We start from the raw sequence: 19,227 nt of genomic DNA on the forward strand, positions 1-19,227 counted from the left end.
AAATGTAGCAGTCCCTAAGTGTGTTAGATAGCTGATTTTGCTTAAATCGATCAAGTTGTGGACAAGATCGCTATTTATCACAGTTTCAATCTGGTGCGAGCTCTAAAACATTTTCGATTAGTCGTTCACGTAATAGGGCTTCTTCTTCTTCGCTCAGCTTGTTTCCTTGTGGGCTGGTTAAGATAAATAAGTCTTCTGCCCGTTCGCCCATGGTCGTGATCTTCGCGGCATGGAGATCCAAATTCAGCTCTGAGAAGGTAGCACCGACAGTCGCTAACAGCCCCGGAGTATCAAGAGCGACGAATTCCATCAGCGTGCGCTTTTTACTTCGAGTAGGCAGAAAGTCGATAGTAGTTTTTACTGTAAAATGCTTCAGTTGACGCGGCAGACGACGAGTTTTTATCTCAAGAGCACTTTCGCTTTTTAGCACGTTGATAATGTGCTTGCTTAATGCCTGATGGCGGGACTCTTCAATCACCTCACCATTTTGGTCGAGCACCATAAAGGTATCGAGAACATAACCGTCTTTACTCGTCATGATCTGTGCGTCATGGACGTTAAGGTTGCGTCTGTCCAACTCACCCACCACTTTGGCAAAGAGGGAAGGTTGGTCTTTGGTGTAGACAAATATCTCTGTACCGCCACGAGGCGCTCGTTTACTCAATATCACTAATGGTTGCGTTGGATCTTTGTGGCGCAGCAAATGAGTGCAGTGCCAAGCAATTTGTTTGTGAGTGTGACGTAAGAAGTAGTCTGCTTTAAAGCGTTGCCAGAGCAATTCAATCTCTCTGCTACTAAAGCCTTCTTTACGTAACAAAGCTGACGCGAGCTGTTGGTTGTGGCGTATGCGGTCACGCACATCAACAGGATTTTCTAATCCGCGGCGTAGGGCACGTTGAGTGGAGTAGAAAAGCTCAGCAAGCAGCGTTCTTTTCCAGCTATTCCATAGATCTGGATTGGTTGCACAGATATCGGCAACCGTCAAACAAACCAAATATTCCAAGTATTCTTCGTCACGGACTTTTTTCGCAAATTCGATGATGACTTCAGGATCGTAAATATCTCGGCGCTGCGCAGTGACAGACATCAGCAGGTGATTGAGTACTAACCAAGAGACGAGCTTGGCTTCCGGTTTTGATAGCCCGTGCTCAATACAGAAATCGTAAGCTTCTTCAGCACCAATCTCTGAGTGATCGCCACCTCGTCCTTTACCAATGTCATGGAAAATAGCTGCCAGAATGAGCAACTCTTTTTTCTGCAATTTCGGATAGATTTCGCAACAGATGGGGTGTCTGTCGTGATTGGCAGGATCACCAAAGGTATTGATGTGTTTAAGAAGGCGGATACTGTGTTCATCAACGGTGTAAGCATGGAACAGGTCGAATTGCATCTGACCTACGATTTGGCTCCATTGGGGTAAATATGCCGCCAAAACCCCCAGTTTGTGCATTAAGCTGAAGGCTTTGTGCAACGCATTCGGGTGGCGAACCAGTTCCATAAATTTCTCACGAGCTTCAGGAATGGTATGCAAGAATTTGTTCAAACGACGGCGTGCAGTGCGTAGCTGGCGCATGGTTGCCGGAGCCACTCCATCAATAGTTGAGTCGTTGGCGATATGGAGAAACATATCCAAAATCGTTTCTGGTCTTGCTTGGAACAGTGCTGGTTTTCTTGCTTCTATCAAGCTACCACGACGTTGGAAATCTTCATCAAGAACGACAGGATCGCATTCTTCACCATTGTTTAAGATGGCTTGATCGAACAGTTTTAACAGCATTTTGTTGAGTTCTGCAACTCGGCGAACCGTGCGGTAGAACTCTTTCATCATCATTTCAACAGCTCGGTTACCTTCCCCAGTAAAACCTAAGTGTTCTGCAACTTGTGCTTGTAAGCCAAACGTCAAGCGGTTGTCGTAGCGTTTGAGTTCCATGTGAAGTGCAAAGCGCACTCGCCAGAGAAAGTCTTGGCATTCAACCAGCTCGCGATATTCAGCATCGGTCAAAAATCCGTAACGGCTCATTTCATAAAGCGAGGTTGCACCAAAGTGGCGGCGGGCAACCCAACTGAGAGTGTGAATATCACGCAGACCACCGGGAGTGGACTTAATATCTGGTTCAAGGTTGTAGGTTGTATCGTGATAACGTGCATGGCGTTCACGCTGTTCTTGAATTTTGGCTTTATAAAAGGTTTCGCTTGGCCAGAAAGATTCAGAATGAATCAGCATTTTTAAGCGGTGGAAGGTATCTTCGCTGCCTGCTAATAATCGTGCTTCTTGTAAGTTTGTTGCCACAGTCAGATCTGCGCGACCAATTTCTGAACATTCATCAACGGTGCGAACGGCGTGTCCCACTTCTAAGCGTAAATCCCAAAGCAGAGTAATAAATTCGCTGACTTTGCGTTCTGTCTCTTCGGAAATTTTGTTGTTCGAGATGATTAAAATATCGATGTCAGAAAGCGGATGAAGTTCACCTCGTCCATAGCCGCCTACCGCGACTAAGCCAAGCTCTGGGATATCCATAAAACCGAAATATTTCCATAAACGATGCAGGAGTAAATCCATATACTCTGAACGTCCTAGAACAAGATCAGTCACAGGGTGATGATTCAAAAATTCTTGCTTTTGATATTGGGCAAAATGTTCAAGTTGTTGTTTTAACTCACTGACGTTTAGTTGTTCATCAGTAAAAGTTAAAGGAGACTGAAAAGGCATAGTTAAAGCATCCATGCTGGTATCTCGTTTTGAGATAACAATTAAGTATGTGTTGAAATGAATCTAACAGATAAGAACAGATAAAAAAATATCCCTGAGAGCAGGGATATTTATATAAGTATGCAATTTTACTAACGCTTAAGCGTTAACGAGGATGCGTGGAAGTGATTCTTCTTCGCGTAAGGTTAGAATCTCACAACCGTCAGCTGTGACTAAAATCGTGTGCTCCCATTGAGCTGATTTTTTACCGTCAGCTGTGTAAACCGTCCAATCATCTTCATCATCTAAACGACAGCCAAACTTACCTGCGTTAATCATTGGTTCGATGGTAAACGTCATTCCTTCACGAAGGATAGTGCGATCACTGTTCTTGTAGTGCACCACTTGTGGCTCTTCGTGGAACTCAGTACCAATGCCATGACCACAGTAGTCACGAACGATTGAAAATTTAGTACTAGGGTTGTTCTTATTGTTCGTTTTGATGTATTTCTCGATAGTTGTACCAATTTCACCAAGCTGAATACCCGGCTTCACTTTTTTTAGTGATAAGTACAAGCTTTCTTGTGCAACCATACATAGGCGTTTATCCGCAGGAGATACTTCACCCACCAAGAACATTTTCGAAGTGTCACCGTGATAACCGTCTTTGATAACGGTGATATCGATATTGATGATGTCACCATCTTTCAGTACTGCTGGGCGAACCAATTGACCAAAAGTTGTGTCTTGAGTTGCGGGAATACCATGGCACACGATGTGGTTGATCGATGTACAGATTGATTTAGGGTAGCCGTGGTAATTGAGAGGTGCTGGGATTGCGCCTTGAACTTCGGTGATATGCTTATGGCAGATTTGATCAAGTTCTTCTGTTGTCACTCCTGGTTTTACAAAAGGTTCAATCATTTCCAGAACTTCTGCGGCCAAGCGACCAGCAACACGCATTTTTTCTATTTCTTCAGCATTCTTAATTTTTACAGACATCGGCTTTACTCTATATATTCGATTTTGCACTTAGTGTGTGCTAATGGCGTTATTGTATCAGTGGAAAGTGGAAGCGCAAGAAAACACTCAAATAAGAATTGTTATGATCGCCTACAATTACTTCTAAGCGTAGAGCATTTATTCGTAGAATTTCACCAGCACGGGCATGAATCACTGACAAGTGAAAGGCATTTTTTTCTAGCCATAAAGGTGAAAAATATGGTATAAAGCGCGCCGGAATCAGGGTCTGTTTTCTTCTTTATTGGCGAATCAGATTTTGCTCCACTAACTTTTATCTTAAATCACACACATTCCGACACGTGTTCCGGGGTGCTCCAAGTATTAGCTTAGGAGTCGGATGCATGGGGGATGTGGAGGCCTAACCCCATAGAGGATTTTATAATGGCAACTGTATCAATGCGCGACATGCTGAAAGCTGGTGTTCACTTCGGTCACCAAACTCGTTACTGGAACCCAAAAATGAAGCCATTCATTTTCGGTGCTCGTAACCGCGTTCACATCATCAACCTTGAAAAAACTGTACCAATGTTCAACGAAGCTCTAGCTGAGCTAGTTAAAGTTGGCGAGAAAAAAGGTAAAGTTCTTTTCGTAGGTACTAAGCGCGCTGCATCTGAAGCTGTTAAAGAAGCTGCTATTGCAAGCAACCAATACTACGTAAACAACCGTTGGTTAGGTGGTATGCTAACTAACTGGAAAACTGTTCGTCAATCAATCAAGCGTCTAAAAGATCTTGAAGCACAGTCTACAGACGGTACTTTCGACAAGCTAACTAAGAAAGAAGCTCTAATGCGTACTCGTGAAATGGAGAAGCTAGAGAAATCTCTTGGTGGTATTAAAGACATGGGCGGTCTACCTGACGCTCTATTCGTAATCGACGCTGATCACGAGCACATCGCAGTTAAAGAAGCAAACAACCTAGGTATTCCAGTATTCGCGGTTGTTGATACTAACTCTAACCCAGACGGCGTTGACTACGTTATCCCTGGTAACGACGACGCAATCCGTGCAGTTCAACTATACCTAAACGCAGCGGCTGAATCAGTAAATGAAGGCCGTAACAAAGACGTAGCTGTAGTTGCTGAAAAAGACGGTTTCGTAGAAGCTGAATAATAACGGCTCCGAGTCTCACTTAGCGTATGCGTCAAAAACTGAAACATATGCTAGGTTATAGTTAGTATTGGGGGCCGATAATGTAGGCCCTCAATTTTTACCTTATCCAGAATTTAACTGAGGAATAGAGAATGGCTGTTACTGCTGCTCTAGTAAAAGAACTGCGCGAACGTACTGGCGCAGGTATGATGGAATGTAAAAAAGCGCTTGTTGAAACAAACGGTGACATCGAGCTAGCGATTGAAAACATGCGTAAGTCTGGCGCTGCTAAAGCTGCTAAAAAAGCAGGTAATGTAGCTGCTGAAGGTACTATCGCAATCAAAGAAGCAAACGGTGTAGCTGTTCTTCTTGAAGTTAACTGTCAAACAGACTTCGTTGCAAAAGATGCTAACTTTACTGCGTTCGTAAACCAAGTTGCTGAAGATGCACTAGCGTCTAAAGCTTCTGTTGAAGAACTACAAGCTAAATTCGAAGAAACTCGAGTTGCTCTAGTAGCTAAAATCGGCGAAAACGTAAACATCCGTCGCGTACAATACGTTGAGGGTGCTGCACTAGCTACTTACCGTCACGGTGAGAAGATCGGTGTTGTTGTTGCTGGTGAAGGCGACGCTGAAACTCTAAAACACGTTGCTATGCACGTAGCTGCTTCTCGTCCTGAGTTCGTAAACCCAGAAGACGTACCTGCAGACGTAGTTGAAAAAGAGAAAGCAGTTCAAGTTGAAATCGCAATGAACGAAGGCAAACCAGCGGAAATCGCAGAGAAAATGGTTGTCGGTCGTATGAAGAAATTCACTGGCGAGATTTCTCTAACAGGTCAGCCATTTGTAATGGAACCTAAGAAATCAGTTGGCGAAATTCTTAAAGAGCGTGGCGCTTCTGTTGTTACTTTCGTTCGCCTAGAAGTAGGTGAAGGTATCGAGAAAGCTGAAGGCCTAAGCTTCGCTGAAGAAGTAGCATTGGCTCAAAAAGGTTAATCCTTAGCGAATTGCTTATAAAAAGACCGTAGCCAAGGCTGCGGTCTTTTTACGAATAAGCCGGTGAATAACCGCTCATTTGTATAACGCTCGAACTTATATAAATTGGCAAGCTGTTTAGCCGTGACGAATGTGCTTACTTGAGTAAGCTTATTCATGACTGTTAATCAACAACTCTCTTTGGAAGGTAAAGTCCATGACAACGAACCCTAAACCAGTATATCAACGTATTCTGTTAAAACTTAGCGGTGAAGCGCTTCAAGGTGAAGAAGGTTTTGGTATTGATCCAGCCGTTCTTGACCGTATGGCTCAAGAAGTGAAAGAACTGGTGGAGCTTGGTGTCCAAGTGGGTGTTGTTATCGGTGGTGGTAACTTATTCCGTGGCGCTGGTCTAGCGAAAGCAGGCATGAACCGTGTAGTGGGCGACCACATGGGTATGTTAGCTACCGTAATGAATGGTTTAGCAATGCGTGATGCTCTTCACCGTGCTTATGTGAATGCTCGTGTAATGTCGGCAATTCCATTAAATGGTGTGTGTGACGATTATAACTGGGCTGACGCTATCAGCCAGCTACGTGGTGGTCGTGTAGTCATTTTCTCGGCAGGTACTGGTAACCCATTCTTTACAACGGATTCAGCAGCATGTCTGCGTGGTATTGAAATTGAAGCGGATATCGTTCTAAAAGCGACGAAAGTTGATGGTGTGTTCTCTGCTGACCCTGTAGCTAACCCAGAAGCTCAGTTGTATGATAAACTTTCTTACAACGATGTTCTTGAGAAAGAATTGAAAGTAATGGATTTAGCGGCATTTACTTTGGCTCGTGACCACGGCATGCCAATCCGCGTATTCAATATGAACAAACCTGGCGCTCTACGCCGTGTGGTTATGGGTGAAGCGGAAGGTACGCTAATCAGCGCCTAAGTATAATCACTCTCTAGATGAAACAAGAATTAAGGTGAAATTGTGATTAATGAGATTAAAAAAGACGCTCAAGAGCGTATGGATAAAAGTGTTGAAGCATTAAAAAACACCCTTTCTAAGGTTCGTACTGGTCGTGCGCACCCAAGCCTACTTTCTGGTATCTCTGTGGAGTATTACGGTGCGCCAACTCCTCTAACTCAAGTTGCAAACGTTGTAGCAGAAGATGCCCGTACACTAGCAATCACTGTATTTGATAGAGAGCTAACGGCAAAAGTTGAAAAAGCAATTATGGCATCAGACCTAGGTCTGAACCCTATGTCTGCTGGCACTGTTATCCGCGTACCGCTTCCTCCGCTAACGGAAGAGCGTCGCCGTGATCTCGTTAAGATCGTACGTGGTGAAGCTGAAGGTGGTCGCGTCGCAGTACGTAACATTCGCCGTGATGCAAACGGCGATCTTAAAGGTCTGCTTAAAGATAAAGAAATCTCTGAAGACGAAGATCGTAAAGCTCAAGATGAGATCCAAAAACTGACTGACCTAGCTGTGAAGAAGATCGATGAAGTTCTTGCAGCAAAAGAAAAAGAGCTAATGGAAGTTTAATCTCTCATAACTTTCAATGATATAAACGCTGTGCTCGCAGCACAGCGTTTAACTATGCTACCCTTCACCATCTTTTTATCGTCAAAACTTCCTTATGCAAAATTCGCAACTCTCTCCAGAAGCTTTACCACAACACATCGCTGTCATCATGGATGGCAATGGCCGTTGGGCTAAAGAGCAGGGGAAACCTCGAGTCTTCGGCCACAAGAATGGTGTGGTATCCGTTCGTAAGACAATCTCAACTGCCGCTCGTTTGGGAATCAAAGCTGTCACTTTATTCGCATTTAGCAGTGAGAATTGGCGTCGCCCTGAAGAAGAAGTGGGTGTGCTGATGGAGTTGTTTATGACGGTTTTGACGACGGAAGTTAAGAAGCTGCATAAGAATCAATTACGTCTGCGTGTAATTGGTGATAAGAGTCGTTTTAGTGAGCGTCTGCAAAAGAAAATTGCTCAAGCAGAAGAGTTGACGAAAGATAATACAGGCATGTTGATCAACATCGCGGCAAATTATGGTGGCCAATGGGATATTACTCAAGCAACCAAAACTATTGCTGAGAAGGTTGCAAGAGGTGAGTTGGTTGCTTCTGATATCACAGAGGAAACCATTCGTGCACATTTGACCATGTCAGATATTCCCGAAGTTGATTTAATGATTCGTACTGGCGGTGAATGTCGTATCAGTAACTTTATGCTGTGGCAGCTGGCTTATGCAGAGCTGTATTTCACTCCAACTTACTGGCCAGAATTTGGTGAGGAAAGCTTGGTTGAAGCAGTGACTTGGTTTGTTAATCGTGAGCGTCGTTTTGGCTGCACAGGTGAACAAATCAAGGCATTGATGGATAAATAAAATAGGATTTTAAAGTTTGAAGCAAAGAATAATTACAGCGCTCATACTTGCACCTTTGGTGATTTTAGCCATTTTTTACCTCTCTCTTCCTTGGTTTATGGTTGCATTGGCAACGGTGACTTTTATTGGTTCATGGGAATGGACTCAGTTTGTAAATACTTCTTCTCGTTACCTAGCATTAGTCCCCGCCGTTATCGTTGGGGTAGGAAGTTATTTCTGGTTAGCCCCAGACGATGTTTGGTTTCGTTCTCTCAGTGATTCTCATCTTGTGTTACTTATTGTGGGTAGCATGTGGTGGGTGTTCTCTAGCTTCCTAGCTATTAGTTATCCTAAGTCTCGCCCATGGTGGGAAAACTCCAACGTTTTACGCCATCTTTTTGGTCTTCTTACTCTGGTTCCGTTTTTCTGGAGTGTGATATTTCTTCGTGCAGAAAATATCGATGTTGATTCTTATCACGGTGCACGTTTAGTGCTATTCGTTTGCTTTATCGTATGGTCTGCCGATAGTGGCGCGTATTTCGCAGGGAAAAGTTTCGGCAAGCACAAGATGGCACCAGCGGTTAGCCCGAACAAAACCATCGAAGGTTTATTCGGTGGTGTGGTTGCGGCAATGTTGGTTGGTTGGATATTTGCCGATTTGTTTAGCATTCAGTTCACATCTCTATCCATCATGTTGTTCACTATTCTATTAACAGTGGTTATTTCGGTGCTTGGTGATCTAGTTGAGAGTATGTTCAAACGGGTTTCCGGTATCAAAGACAGCAGCAATATTATTCCAGGGCATGGCGGTATACTTGATCGTATAGACAGCCTGACGGCTGCTTTCCCTGTTTTCGCTTTTCTTTACTTCATGCTTTAACAGATAGGCAAGCACGTCTTGCCTATTCCTATTATTAACAACGGTTTTGCTATGCGTAAGTTAACGATTCTTGGTGCAACAGGCTCTATTGGTGCTAGCACACTTAAAGTAGTTAAAGAAAATCCAGAACAATTCCAAGTTGTCGCTTTGGCAGCAGGTGTTAACGTAGAGAAAATGCGTGAGCTATGCCTGATTTGGAAGCCACAATACGCTGTTATGGCGACGGCTAAAGCTGCGCAAGAACTGTCTATATTGCTCTCTGGGCTCAATCTCCGTACCGAAGTGTCATATGGCGTTGATGCTATGTGTCATGTCGCGGCTATGGATGAAGTCGATACTGTGATGGCCGCTATCGTTGGCGCAGCGGGTCTAGTACCAACAATGGCTGCGGTTAAAGCGGGTAAACGAGTGTTACTTGCCAACAAAGAAGCCCTTGTGATGTCTGGACAGTTGTTTATTGACGCTGTTGAACAATATGGCGCAGAACTTTTACCTGTCGATAGTGAACATAATGCTATTTTCCAGTGTCTACCTAGAGAGGTGCAGTCTCAGTTAGGTCGTTGCGAACTTGCCTCTAATGGTGTGTCCCATATTTTGCTGACGGGTTCTGGTGGACCATTCCGTTATAGTGATATCAGCACGTTAGCGAGTGTCACTCCTGAGCAAGCAATCGCGCATCCCAATTGGTCTATGGGGCCTAAGATTTCCGTTGATTCGGCCACCATGATGAACAAAGGTTTAGAGTACATTGAAGCAAAGTGGTTGTTTAACGCCTCAAGAGAGCAGCTCAAAGTTTTGATTCACCCACAGTCGGTGATCCATTCCATGGTGCAGTTTAAAGACGGCTCAGTGATCGCCCAGATGGGTGAACCAGACATGGCAACCCCGATCGCGTACACTATGGCTTATCCGAATCGCGTGAGCGCGAATGTGAATTCTTTGGACTTCACTCGATTGAGCGAGTTGACATTCATGGATGTCGATTACCAACGATACCCTTGTTTGAAATTGGCTATCGATGCTTGTTATGAAGGGCAACATGCAACGACATCGCTTAATGCTGCAAATGAAGTTGCAGTGGATGCGTTCTTGAAAGGACAAATCCGTTTTACCGATATTGCAGTGATTAATGAAAGAGTGTTGACACAAGCATGTGGCACTAATAACCAGTTACATTCCTACGACTTGGAAAGCCTGTTAGAGCTCGATACAATGGCTCGCAAGCTAGCCAACCAAGCACTTAAAGAGCGTATATTATGAGTGGCATTTTGTGGAACTTTGTCTCCTTTATCGTTGCCCTTGGCATTTTAGTCGCGGTGCATGAATTTGGGCACTTCTGGGTTGCCAGAAAGTGTGGCGTCAAAGTCGAAAAGTTTTCTATTGGTTTCGGTAAATCCATCTGGAGCAAAATCGGTAAAGATGGTACGGAATACAGTATCTCAATGATTCCACTTGGTGGTTTCGTTAAAATGCTTGATGGGCGCGTTGACGATGTGCCCGCAGATCAACAGTGCTTTGCATTTGATAAAAAGCCTCTCTGGAAACGTTCTGCTATCGTTGCTGCCGGTCCGGCATTTAACTTTTTCTTCGCTATTTTTGCTTACTGGCTGGTTTTCCTGGTCGGTGTTCCATCCGTGAAGCCAGTTATCGGCGAAGTGGCTCCTCATTCTATTTCAGCTCAGGCCGGTCTTGAATCTGGCATGCAAATTAAATCCGTAGCGGGTGTTGAAACGCTGAACTGGGAATCGGTCAACATGGGGTTGGTCGATCATATCGGCGATAAACAGCTCGTAATGACGGTGACCTCTCAAGAAGGTGTCGGACTCGACGAAATTAAAACTTTAGATCTGTCTACATGGAACTTTGACCCAGAATCAGAGTCTGCTATGGAGGCTTTAGGCTTTAAACCTTATACCCCAGAAATCTATATGTCTTTACAGAGTATATCTGAAGGGGGGGCAGGTCAGCTTGCTGGTCTTGAGGTTGGTGATGTTCTGACACATATTGATGGTCATCCAATCAATGACTGGCAGGAGGTCGTAACGGCTATCCAAAACAGTCCAGAAAAACCGCTTCAACTGAAAGTGGATAGACGAGGTGAAGAGTTATCACTGGTTCTAACACCTCAAGCAAAGAATGTTGCTCAAGGGAAAGTGATTGGTTTTGCTGGTATCGCACCTGAAGTCGCAGATTGGCCTGAAAATTATCGCTTTGATCTCCAATATGGTGTATTTGAATCGGTTGGCAAAGCAGTCGAGAAAACAGGGCAAGTTATTGGTTTAACCGTCAATATGTTGAAGAAACTTATTGTGGGTGATGTTGGTCTGAATAACTTAAGTGGTCCAATTTCGATTGCCAAAGGCGCAGGAACGACAGCCGATTACGGTCTGGTTTACTTCCTAGGCTTCTTAGCACTGATTAGTGTGAATTTAGGGATTATAAACTTGGTGCCATTACCGATGTTAGATGGCGGACACCTATTATTTTTTGCTATTGAGGGAATTACCCGTCGCCCGGTACCAGAAAAAGTACAAGAAATGGGCTATCGAATTGGCGGGGCAATCATTTTTTCTTTAATGGCAGTGGCATTATTTAACGATTTTACGCGCCTGTGATTGATTAGCATTAGGCAAAAGCGGTAGTAAGGAATAATTCAAATACATATGGCAATGAAAAAGATCCTTTTCGCGACACTGCTCGCAACCAGCGTGTCGGCGAACAGTGCCGAAAATTTTGTCGTACAGGACATTCAGATCAACGGATTACAACGTGTGGCACTTGGTGCAGCTTTGTTGAAAATGCCAGTTCGTATCGGTGATTCTGTTGACTCTCAAGATGTTGCAGGGATTATCAAAGCGTTATACGCATCAGGTAACTTTGAGGATGTGAAAGTTCTTAGAGATGGTGATGTGTTGGTCGTTGAGGTGAAAGAACGCCCGACGATAGCTACGGTCTCTTTTTCTGGTAACAAGGCAATTAAAGAAGAGCAACTTCAGCAAAACCTTGATGCTTCAGGCATTCGGGTGGGCGAAGCATTAGACCGCACTACGCTGAGCAACATTGAAAAAGGTCTTGAAGACTTTTACTACAGTGTCGGTAAATACAACGCGACGGTTCAAGCTGTTGTTACGCCTCTGCCACGCAACCGTGCGGATTTGAAGTTTGTTTTTACTGAAGGTGTGTCTGCAAAAATTCAGCAGATCAACTTTATTGGTAACCAAGTCTTTTCTGACGAAGAGCTTTTGTCTCGTTTTAACCTCAATGTTGATGTTGCATGGTGGAACTTCCTTTCTGATGATAAGTATCAGAAACAGGTTCTAGCTGGCGATATCGAGGCTCTTCGTTCTTATTATCTTGACCGTGGCTACTTAAAGTTTCAGGTTGAATCGACCAACGTTTCTATCTCTCCAGATAAGAAAGGGGTATACATCGCGTTGAACCTGACTGAAGGTGAACCTTATACAGTCAAGGGCGTAAAATTCCGTGGTGAACTTATCGGCAAAGAAGATGAGTTTAATGCCCTGATCCCGTTTGAAGATGGTGAAACCTATAACGGCTCTGCCGTTACTCAGCTTGAAGAGGGCGTAAAGCGGGTTCTTGGTGAGGCTGGGTACGCGTATCCTCAAGTTCGTACGATTCCAGAGTTTAATGACGAAACCAAAGAAGTATCGCTAGTTGTCAACGTAGAAGCTGGGAAACGTATTTATGTGCGTGACATTCGCTTTGTTGGTAACAACGCGACTCGTGACGAAGTGCTTCGTCGTGAAATGCGTCAAATGGAAGGAAGTTGGTTAAGTTCGAAAGCGATTGATACCGGTAAAGCGCGTCTAAGCCGTTTAGGTTTTTTCGAAACCGTAGACGTACAAACGGTTCGAGTGCCGGGCAGTGAAGACCAAGTTGACCTTGTTTATAACGTTAAAGAGGCCAACTCTGGTAGTGTCAACTTTGGTATCGGTTACGGTACTGAATCTGGCGTAAGTTTCCAAGTCGGTTTGCAACAAGACAACTTCCTAGGTACGGGTAACCGTGTTGGTATCAGTGCAATGACTAACGATTACCAAAAGAACGTCACCCTAGAATATCGAGACCCATACTGGAACTTAGACGGTGTAAGTTTAGGTGGTAAAGTTTTCTATAACCAATTTGAGGCTTCAGAAGCCGGTATTGTTGACTATACCAACGAAAGTTACGGTACCAACTTGACCTGGGGTTTCCCGTTTGATGAATTAAACCGTTTCGAGTTTGGTGTCGGTTATACTCATAACAAGCTCGGTAATTTATCACCTTATTTGCAAGTTGAACGCTTCCTGGTCGCGCAAGCAAGCAATGTCGATAGTGATGGTAGTCTGATAACGAATGATTTTGATATCAACTTATCGTGGACACGTAATAACCTTAACAAAGGCTATTTCCCGACAGCAGGTAACTATCAACGCGCATTTTATAAGATGACTGTACCTGGCTCTGACGCACAGTTCTTCAAACTGCAGTATGATGTTCGTCAGTACTTCCCATTAACTAAGAAACATGAGTTTGCATTGTTGCTTCGCGGTCGATTGGGGTATGGTAACGGTTATGGTCAAACGGATGGCAATGATAATTTGTATCCGTTCTATGAAAACTTTTACGCTGGTGGTTTCACTAGTCTAAGAGGTTTTGGTTCAAACTCAGCTGGCCCGAAAGCGGTGTATCGTGACTACTCGAGTTCAAATAACGGTACGGACATTGCTTCTGATGAGTCAGTGGGTGGTAACGCCGTTGCTTTAGGTAGTGTGGAGTTAATCTTCCCGACCCCATTTGCATCGGATGAAGCTAGAAACCAAATCCGTACCAGTATCTTCTTTGATATGGCGAGCGTCTGGGATACAGAATTTGATTACCGTGACGGCGGAGCAGGGTATGGTAATGAGTACTACTACGACTACTCCGATCCGACAAACTACCGCTCGTCTTATGGTGTCGCATTACAATGGATGTCACCGATGGGCCCACTGGTGTTCTCGTTGGCTAAGCCAATTAAAATTTACGAAGGTGATGATGAGGAATTCTTCACATTTACCATCGGTAAAACATTCTAATAGAGGAAAGTATTTTGAAAAATATGATGAAAGCTGCTGGTGTTAGTCTTCTTGTTCTTAGCTCATCAATGTTCGCAAATGCAGCTGAAGCAGCGCAGAAAGTGGGTTATATCAATACTGCTCAAGTATTCCAAGCACTACCACAACGTGAAGTTGTGCTGCAAAAAATGAAAGCTGAGTTTGAAGATAAAGCGGCGGAACTGCAGAGCATTCAAGCGCAAGCTAAAACTAAAATTGAAAAACTTAAGCGTGACTCTTCTCTAATGAGCCAAGATGAAGTTGAAAAACTGCGTATTGAAATTGGTCAGTTAGACAGCACATATAAAATCAAGGCTCAAGCACTGGATAAAGCTTCTGCAAAACGCGAAGCGGAAGAAAAACAAAAGCTATTCCACGTGATTCAGGAAGCTGTGAAGAAAGTGGCAGAGAAAGAAGGTTACGATATGATCATTGATATCAGTGCTATGCAATACGGTAAGCCTGAGTTCAATATTTCAGATAAAGTAATTAAAACAATCAAATAACTAGCTCTTATAGACAAAAATAGCAATTAGACATGAAAACACTGACTTTAGCTGAATTAGCAGCAATTACTGGCGGTGAGTTATACGGTGATAGCAACGCTGTTGTTCATCGTGTCGCTCCAATGGACAGCGCACAAGAAGGCGATGTGACCTTCTTGTCGAATCCTAAATACAGCAAGCACTTAGCCCAATCAAAAGCGACAGTGTTAATGGTGAAAGAGTCAGAGCGATCGCTGTGTCCGTCGAATGTTTTGGTGGTTGCTGACCCTTACGTTGCCTTCGCTAAAGTAGCGCAAGCGTTAGATTTGACGCCTGCACCGGCTGAAAATGGTGTGGCTGCAAGTGCCGTTGTCGCTGAAGACGTCGTCATGGGAACCAACGTTTCTATTGGTGCTAATGCCGTTGTCGAGTCAGGTGTTGAGCTGGGTAACAATGTTGTTATCGGTGCTGGCTGCTTTATTGGTAAAAATAGCAAACTGGGCAACAACACCAAACTTTGGGCGAATGTCAGTGTTTACCACGATGTTGAAATCGGTTCTGACTGCTTGATTCAATCAAGCACAGTCATTGGCTCTGACGGTTTTGGTTACGCGAATGAACGTGGTGAATGGGTCAAAATTCCTCAAATCGGTTCTGTTAAAATTGGCAACCGTGTAGAAATTGGTGCATGTACCACCATCGACCGTGGCGCTCTAGACGATACCGTGATTGAAGATAATGTAATCTTAGATAACCAACTTCAAATCGCCCATAACGTGCACATCGGATATGGTACAGCCATGGCTGGTGGTACAGTTGTCGCCGGAAGCACTCACATTGGTAAGTACTGCATCATAGGCGGTGCAAGTGTTATCAATGGCCACATTACCATTGCTGATGGTGTCACTATCACAGGTATGGGCATGGTAATGCGCAGCATCGAAGAAAAAGGTATGTACTCGTCAGGTATTCCTTTACAGCCAAACAAAGAGTGGCGTAAGACAGCAACTCGTGTTCATCGTATTGATGAGATGAACAAGCGTCTTAAAGAAGTTGAAAAGCAATTAGCGCAAAAAAACGACGCTTAAAGGCATATTTTACAGACCTTTGTCGATAAGGCTCGCAAAGTGCGAGTCTTTTTCTTCTATACTCAAATGACCTCAAGATACAGGTTTCAGAGCTTCACCAACGAGTTCAGTTCAAGATAAATAACGGTAGGAATGGCGTTCCCTTTCAACGTTATTTAGCGCAGTAATGGGCTCGTTGATGAGCTCCCGAAGGGCGAGTTTTATTCGCTCTTATGCTGCGTTACCGCTTTTCTACGTAGAATGGCTATGTATTCGAATCAGTGCCTTGTCTAAGAGCGAATAAATTCTCGTTGAACAAGCATCTTGAAGTCACTTGAGTATATAATGCCGAAAAGATTTTTTGAAAATTTAATGAATAGGAATATGACTTTGACTACTGAAAAGAAAACGATGAATATCACCGAAATTCAGGAGCTACTTCCTCATCGCTATCCGTTTTTGTTGATTGATCGCGTAACAGATTACGAAGAAGGCAAATATCTGGTAGGCCTTAAAAACGTTTCAGTAAATGAACCTCAGTTTACTGGTCATTTTCCACAGCTACCGATTTTCCCTGGAGTACTGATTCTTGAAGCTATGGCTCAAGCTACGGGTTTGCTAGCGTTTAAATCTTTTGGCGCATCGAAAGAAAATGAACTTTACTACTTCGCAAGTATCGATAATGCAAAATTCCGCAAGCCAGTTGTTCCGGGCGACCAACTGATTATCGAAGTAGAATTCTTGAAAGAACGTCGTGGTATCGCTCTGTTTAATGGTGTTGCGAAAGTAGACGGTGAAGTTGTATGTTCTGCTGAACTAAAATGTGCACGTAGAGAGTTTTAAGATGATTCACGAATCAGCAAAAATTCATCCAAGCGCAGTAGTAGAAGAAGGTGCGGTGATTGGTGCAAACGTAACTGTTGGACCTTTTACTTACATAACTTCTGGCGTGAAAATTGGCGACAACACAGAAGTGATGTCGCATGTTGTTATCAAAGGTAATACGGTTATCGGTAAAGAAAACCGTATTTTCCCTCACGCTGTTATTGGCGAAGAAAACCAAGATAAGAAGTACGGCGGTGAAGATACAACAGTTGTTATCGGTGATCGCAACGTTATCCGCGAAGCGGTGCAAATTCATCGTGGCACGGTGCAAGACAAAGCGACCACTATAGTGGGTAACGACAACCTACTTTGTGTTAACGCGCATATCGCTCATGACTGTGTTGTCGGCAATAACACTCACATTGGTAACAATGCGATTCTTGGTGGACACGTAACCGTTGGAGACAACGCAGGCGTAATGGCGCTATCTGCTATTCATCCATTCTGTAGTGTAGGTGCTTATGCTTATGTTGGTGGCTGTTCTGCGGTTGTTCAGGACGTACCTGCATACGTACTTGCACAAGGTAACCACGCAACGCCTTTCGGCTTGAACCTAGTGGGTTTGAAACGCAATGGTTTTGAAAAAGCGGAGATTCGAGCAATTCAAAAAGCGTACAAAGAGATCTACCGTTCAGGTAAAACGCAAGCAGAAGTGTTACCAGTATTGAAAGAGATGGCGCAAGAGTGGCCTGCTGTAGAACGTTTCATTTCCGTTTTGGAAACCACGGAACGTGGCATCATTCGTTAATTTTCGATTGAAATGACGATTGGAAAAGATCGCAGCTTAATTGCTGCGGTCTTTTTGTGTTTTAAGGCTAGCGATATTCAATTGCTATGCTCACTTTCTTCCACAATTTAAGGCGAAAAGTATGTCTGAAGCGAGAAAGCCGCTGCGCGTAGGTATTGTTGCTGGAGAGATGTCCGGTGATACGTTAGGTGAAGGCTTTATCAAAGCAGTTAAGCAGCAGTACCCTGACGCAGAGTTTGTCGGTATTGGTGGTCCGAAAATGATAGCTCAAGGGTGCGAGTCACTCTTTGATATGGAAGAGTTGTCTGTAATGGGCTTGGTAGAGGTGCTTGGTCGTTTATCTCGTCTACTGAAAGTCAAAGCTGAATTGGTTAAGTATTTTACCGCTAACCCGCCAGATGTGTTTGTGGGCATCGATGCACCAGACTTTAACTTACGCCTTGAGTTGGATCTGAAAAATTCGGGTATCAAAACAGTACATTATGTCAGCCCGTCAGTATGGGCTTGGCGCCAAAAGCGCATTTTTAAAATTGAAGCGGCGACCAACCTTGTTTTAGCATTTTTACCGTTTGAAAAAGCCTTTTACGATAAGTTTAATGTTCCTTGTGAATTTATCGGCCATACCCTAGCGGACTCGATTCCGCTGCAAAATGATAAATTGCCAGCACAAGAACAGCTTGGCCTTGACCCTACACGCCGTTGGTTAGCTGTATTGCCGGGGAGTCGTGGTGGTGAGATGAAAATGCTCGCACAACCATTTATCGAAACCTGTCAAAAATTGCGTCAGAAATACCCTGATCTTGGCTTCGTTGTTGCCTTAGTCAATCAGAAGCGTCGAGAGCAGTTTGAAGCCGCTTGGAAAGAGGTTGCTCCAGAACTGGATTTTGTATTAGTGGACGATACCGCGCGTAATGTAATTACCGCTTCAGATGCGGTGCTATTGGCTTCAGGTACGGTGGCGCTGGAATGTATGCTGTTAAAACGCCCTATGGTTGTTGGTTATCGCGTCAATGCATTAACGTATTTCTTGGCGAAACGATTAGTAAAAACACCTTATGTGTCGTTACCTAACATATTGGCAGAGCAAGAGCTGGTGAAAGAGTTGCTGCAAGATGATTGTACCGTTGAAAACTTGGTGCATCATGTCAGCCAGCTCTTGGATGGCGATAATCAAGCGATGCTGGAAAAATTTGCAGAAATGCATCAATGGATTCGAAAAGGTGCAGATGAACAAGCCGCTCACGCTGTGCTGAAATTAATAGAGAAAGCGTAATTATGTCGACGAATAAGACTACCTCGAAGAAGCCTGCTCAAGAGTTACCTCCGTTTGAAATACCTCAAGGCTACCAGTTTATTGCTGGTGTTGATGAAGTAGGACGAGGTCCTCTCGTTGGAGATGTGGTGACCGCTGCTGTGATTTTAGATCCTAACAACCCAATTGAAGGTTTGAATGATTCTAAAAAACTGAGCGAAAAAAAACGTCTTGCGCTTTTACCGGAAATTAAAGAAAAAGCTCTCGCTTGGTCTGTTGGACGTTGTAGCCCAAAAGAAATAGACCAATTGAATATCTTCCAAGCCACTATGGTTGCGATGCAACGTGCGGTTGAAGGTTTAGGCATTAAGCCTGATTTAGTACTGATTGATGGGAATAAAGTGCCACAGTTACCGATGGACGCGATTGCCGTTGTCAAAGGTGACTTACGAGTGGCGCAGATCAGTGCCGCTTCAATCATTGCTAAAGTCGTGCGCGATCAGGAAATGGAACAGCTAGACAAAGAATTTCCGCAGTTCGGTTTTGCTAAACACAAAGGTTATCCAACCAAAGCACATTTCGAGGCTATTGAACAACACGGTGTGATTGAGCAACACCGCAGAAGTTTTGGTCCCGTAAAACGCGTATTAGGCTTGGAATAAGCCCTGCA

At 44.0% G+C, this 19,227-nt stretch carries 17 protein-coding genes; 15 read left to right on the top strand and 2 right to left on the bottom strand.

Annotation, left to right across the window (positions count from 1 at the left end; translation table 11 throughout):
- Positions 1-85 precede the first annotated feature (85 nt).
- Both glnD and map read right to left on the bottom strand, forming a co-directional pair.
- Entirely contained in the window at positions 86-2,710 is a 2,625-nt protein-coding gene (glnD, locus tag HUO09_RS00930) for a bifunctional uridylyltransferase/uridylyl-removing protein GlnD (RefSeq protein WP_373563679.1), read from the bottom strand.
- 138 nt (positions 2,711-2,848) lie between these two features.
- Complete coding sequence (gene map / locus HUO09_RS00935; RefSeq protein WP_188232733.1) at positions 2,849-3,691, bottom strand: type I methionyl aminopeptidase; 843 nt, start codon at positions 3,689-3,691, stop codon at positions 2,849-2,851.
- Between the two features lie 402 nt (positions 3,692-4,093).
- On the opposite strand from map, the gene rpsB reads away from it, so the two are divergent.
- The 15 genes from rpsB (at position 4,094) to rnhB (ending at position 19,219) form a co-directional block, all read left to right on the top strand.
- Complete coding sequence (gene rpsB, locus HUO09_RS00940) at positions 4,094-4,822, top strand: 30S ribosomal protein S2 (protein ID WP_188232734.1); 729 nt, start codon at positions 4,094-4,096, stop codon at positions 4,820-4,822.
- Between the two features lie 131 nt (positions 4,823-4,953).
- Positions 4,954-5,796 carry a translation elongation factor Ts gene (gene tsf, locus HUO09_RS00945; protein ID WP_167413878.1) on the top strand — a complete coding sequence of 281 codons (843 nt, stop codon included), beginning with the start codon at positions 4,954-4,956 and terminating at the stop codon, positions 5,794-5,796.
- A gap of 196 nt (positions 5,797-5,992) precedes the next feature.
- Complete coding sequence (pyrH, locus tag HUO09_RS00950) at positions 5,993-6,718, top strand: UMP kinase (protein ID WP_188232735.1); 726 nt, start codon at positions 5,993-5,995, stop codon at positions 6,716-6,718.
- 42 nt (positions 6,719-6,760) lie between these two features.
- A complete protein-coding gene (gene frr / locus HUO09_RS00955; protein WP_167411553.1) occupies positions 6,761-7,318 on the top strand; it encodes a ribosome recycling factor in 558 nt (185 codons plus the stop codon).
- A 94-nt stretch (positions 7,319-7,412) separates the two neighbouring features.
- Positions 7,413-8,165, top strand: a complete 753-nt coding sequence (gene uppS, locus HUO09_RS00960; protein ID WP_167411552.1) for a polyprenyl diphosphate synthase — start codon at positions 7,413-7,415, stop codon at positions 8,163-8,165.
- 16 nt (positions 8,166-8,181) lie between these two features.
- Positions 8,182-9,024 (top strand): phosphatidate cytidylyltransferase, encoded by an 843-nt coding sequence (locus HUO09_RS00965; protein WP_188232736.1) that lies wholly within the window; start codon positions 8,182-8,184, stop codon positions 9,022-9,024.
- Between the two features lie 51 nt (positions 9,025-9,075).
- Positions 9,076-10,284: a 1-deoxy-D-xylulose-5-phosphate reductoisomerase gene (gene ispC, locus HUO09_RS00970; RefSeq protein ID WP_188232737.1), complete on the top strand. Its 1,209-nt coding sequence runs from the start codon at positions 9,076-9,078 to the stop codon at positions 10,282-10,284.
- The gene (gene rseP, locus HUO09_RS00975; protein ID WP_188232738.1) at positions 10,281-11,639 is read left to right on the top strand and encodes a sigma E protease regulator RseP; all 1,359 of its coding nucleotides are present in this window, start codon (positions 10,281-10,283) and stop codon (positions 11,637-11,639) included. The genes ispC and rseP overlap by 4 nt, the downstream gene beginning before the upstream one ends.
- A 48-nt stretch (positions 11,640-11,687) precedes the next feature.
- Complete coding sequence (gene bamA / locus HUO09_RS00980) at positions 11,688-14,102, top strand: outer membrane protein assembly factor BamA (RefSeq protein ID WP_188232739.1); 2,415 nt, start codon at positions 11,688-11,690, stop codon at positions 14,100-14,102.
- A 14-nt stretch (positions 14,103-14,116) separates the two neighbouring features.
- Positions 14,117-14,626 (top strand): OmpH family outer membrane protein, encoded by a 510-nt coding sequence (locus HUO09_RS00985; protein WP_167411547.1) that lies wholly within the window; start codon positions 14,117-14,119, stop codon positions 14,624-14,626.
- A gap of 32 nt (positions 14,627-14,658) precedes the next feature.
- Positions 14,659-15,693 carry a UDP-3-O-(3-hydroxymyristoyl)glucosamine N-acyltransferase gene (gene lpxD / locus HUO09_RS00990; protein WP_188232740.1) on the top strand — a complete coding sequence of 345 codons (1,035 nt, stop codon included), beginning with the start codon at positions 14,659-14,661 and terminating at the stop codon, positions 15,691-15,693.
- Between the two features lie 390 nt (positions 15,694-16,083).
- On the top strand, positions 16,084-16,515 hold the full coding sequence (gene fabZ / locus HUO09_RS00995; RefSeq protein WP_171137392.1) for a 3-hydroxyacyl-ACP dehydratase FabZ: 432 nt from the start codon (positions 16,084-16,086) through the stop codon (positions 16,513-16,515).
- A 1-nt stretch (position 16,516) separates the two neighbouring features.
- Complete coding sequence (gene lpxA, locus HUO09_RS01000; protein ID WP_167411545.1) at positions 16,517-17,305, top strand: acyl-ACP--UDP-N-acetylglucosamine O-acyltransferase; 789 nt, start codon at positions 16,517-16,519, stop codon at positions 17,303-17,305.
- A gap of 121 nt (positions 17,306-17,426) precedes the next feature.
- Positions 17,427-18,578, top strand: a complete 1,152-nt coding sequence (lpxB, locus tag HUO09_RS01005) for a lipid-A-disaccharide synthase (protein ID WP_188232741.1) — start codon at positions 17,427-17,429, stop codon at positions 18,576-18,578.
- Positions 18,579-18,580: 2 nt separating this feature from the next.
- Positions 18,581-19,219, top strand: a complete 639-nt coding sequence (rnhB, locus tag HUO09_RS01010; RefSeq protein WP_167411543.1) for a ribonuclease HII — start codon at positions 18,581-18,583, stop codon at positions 19,217-19,219.
- Positions 19,220-19,227: the final 8 nt, after the last annotated feature.

It is taken from the genome of Vibrio sp. Y2-5 (assembly GCF_014596725.1).
Taxonomy (GTDB): Bacteria; Pseudomonadota; Gammaproteobacteria; order Enterobacterales; family Vibrionaceae; genus Vibrio.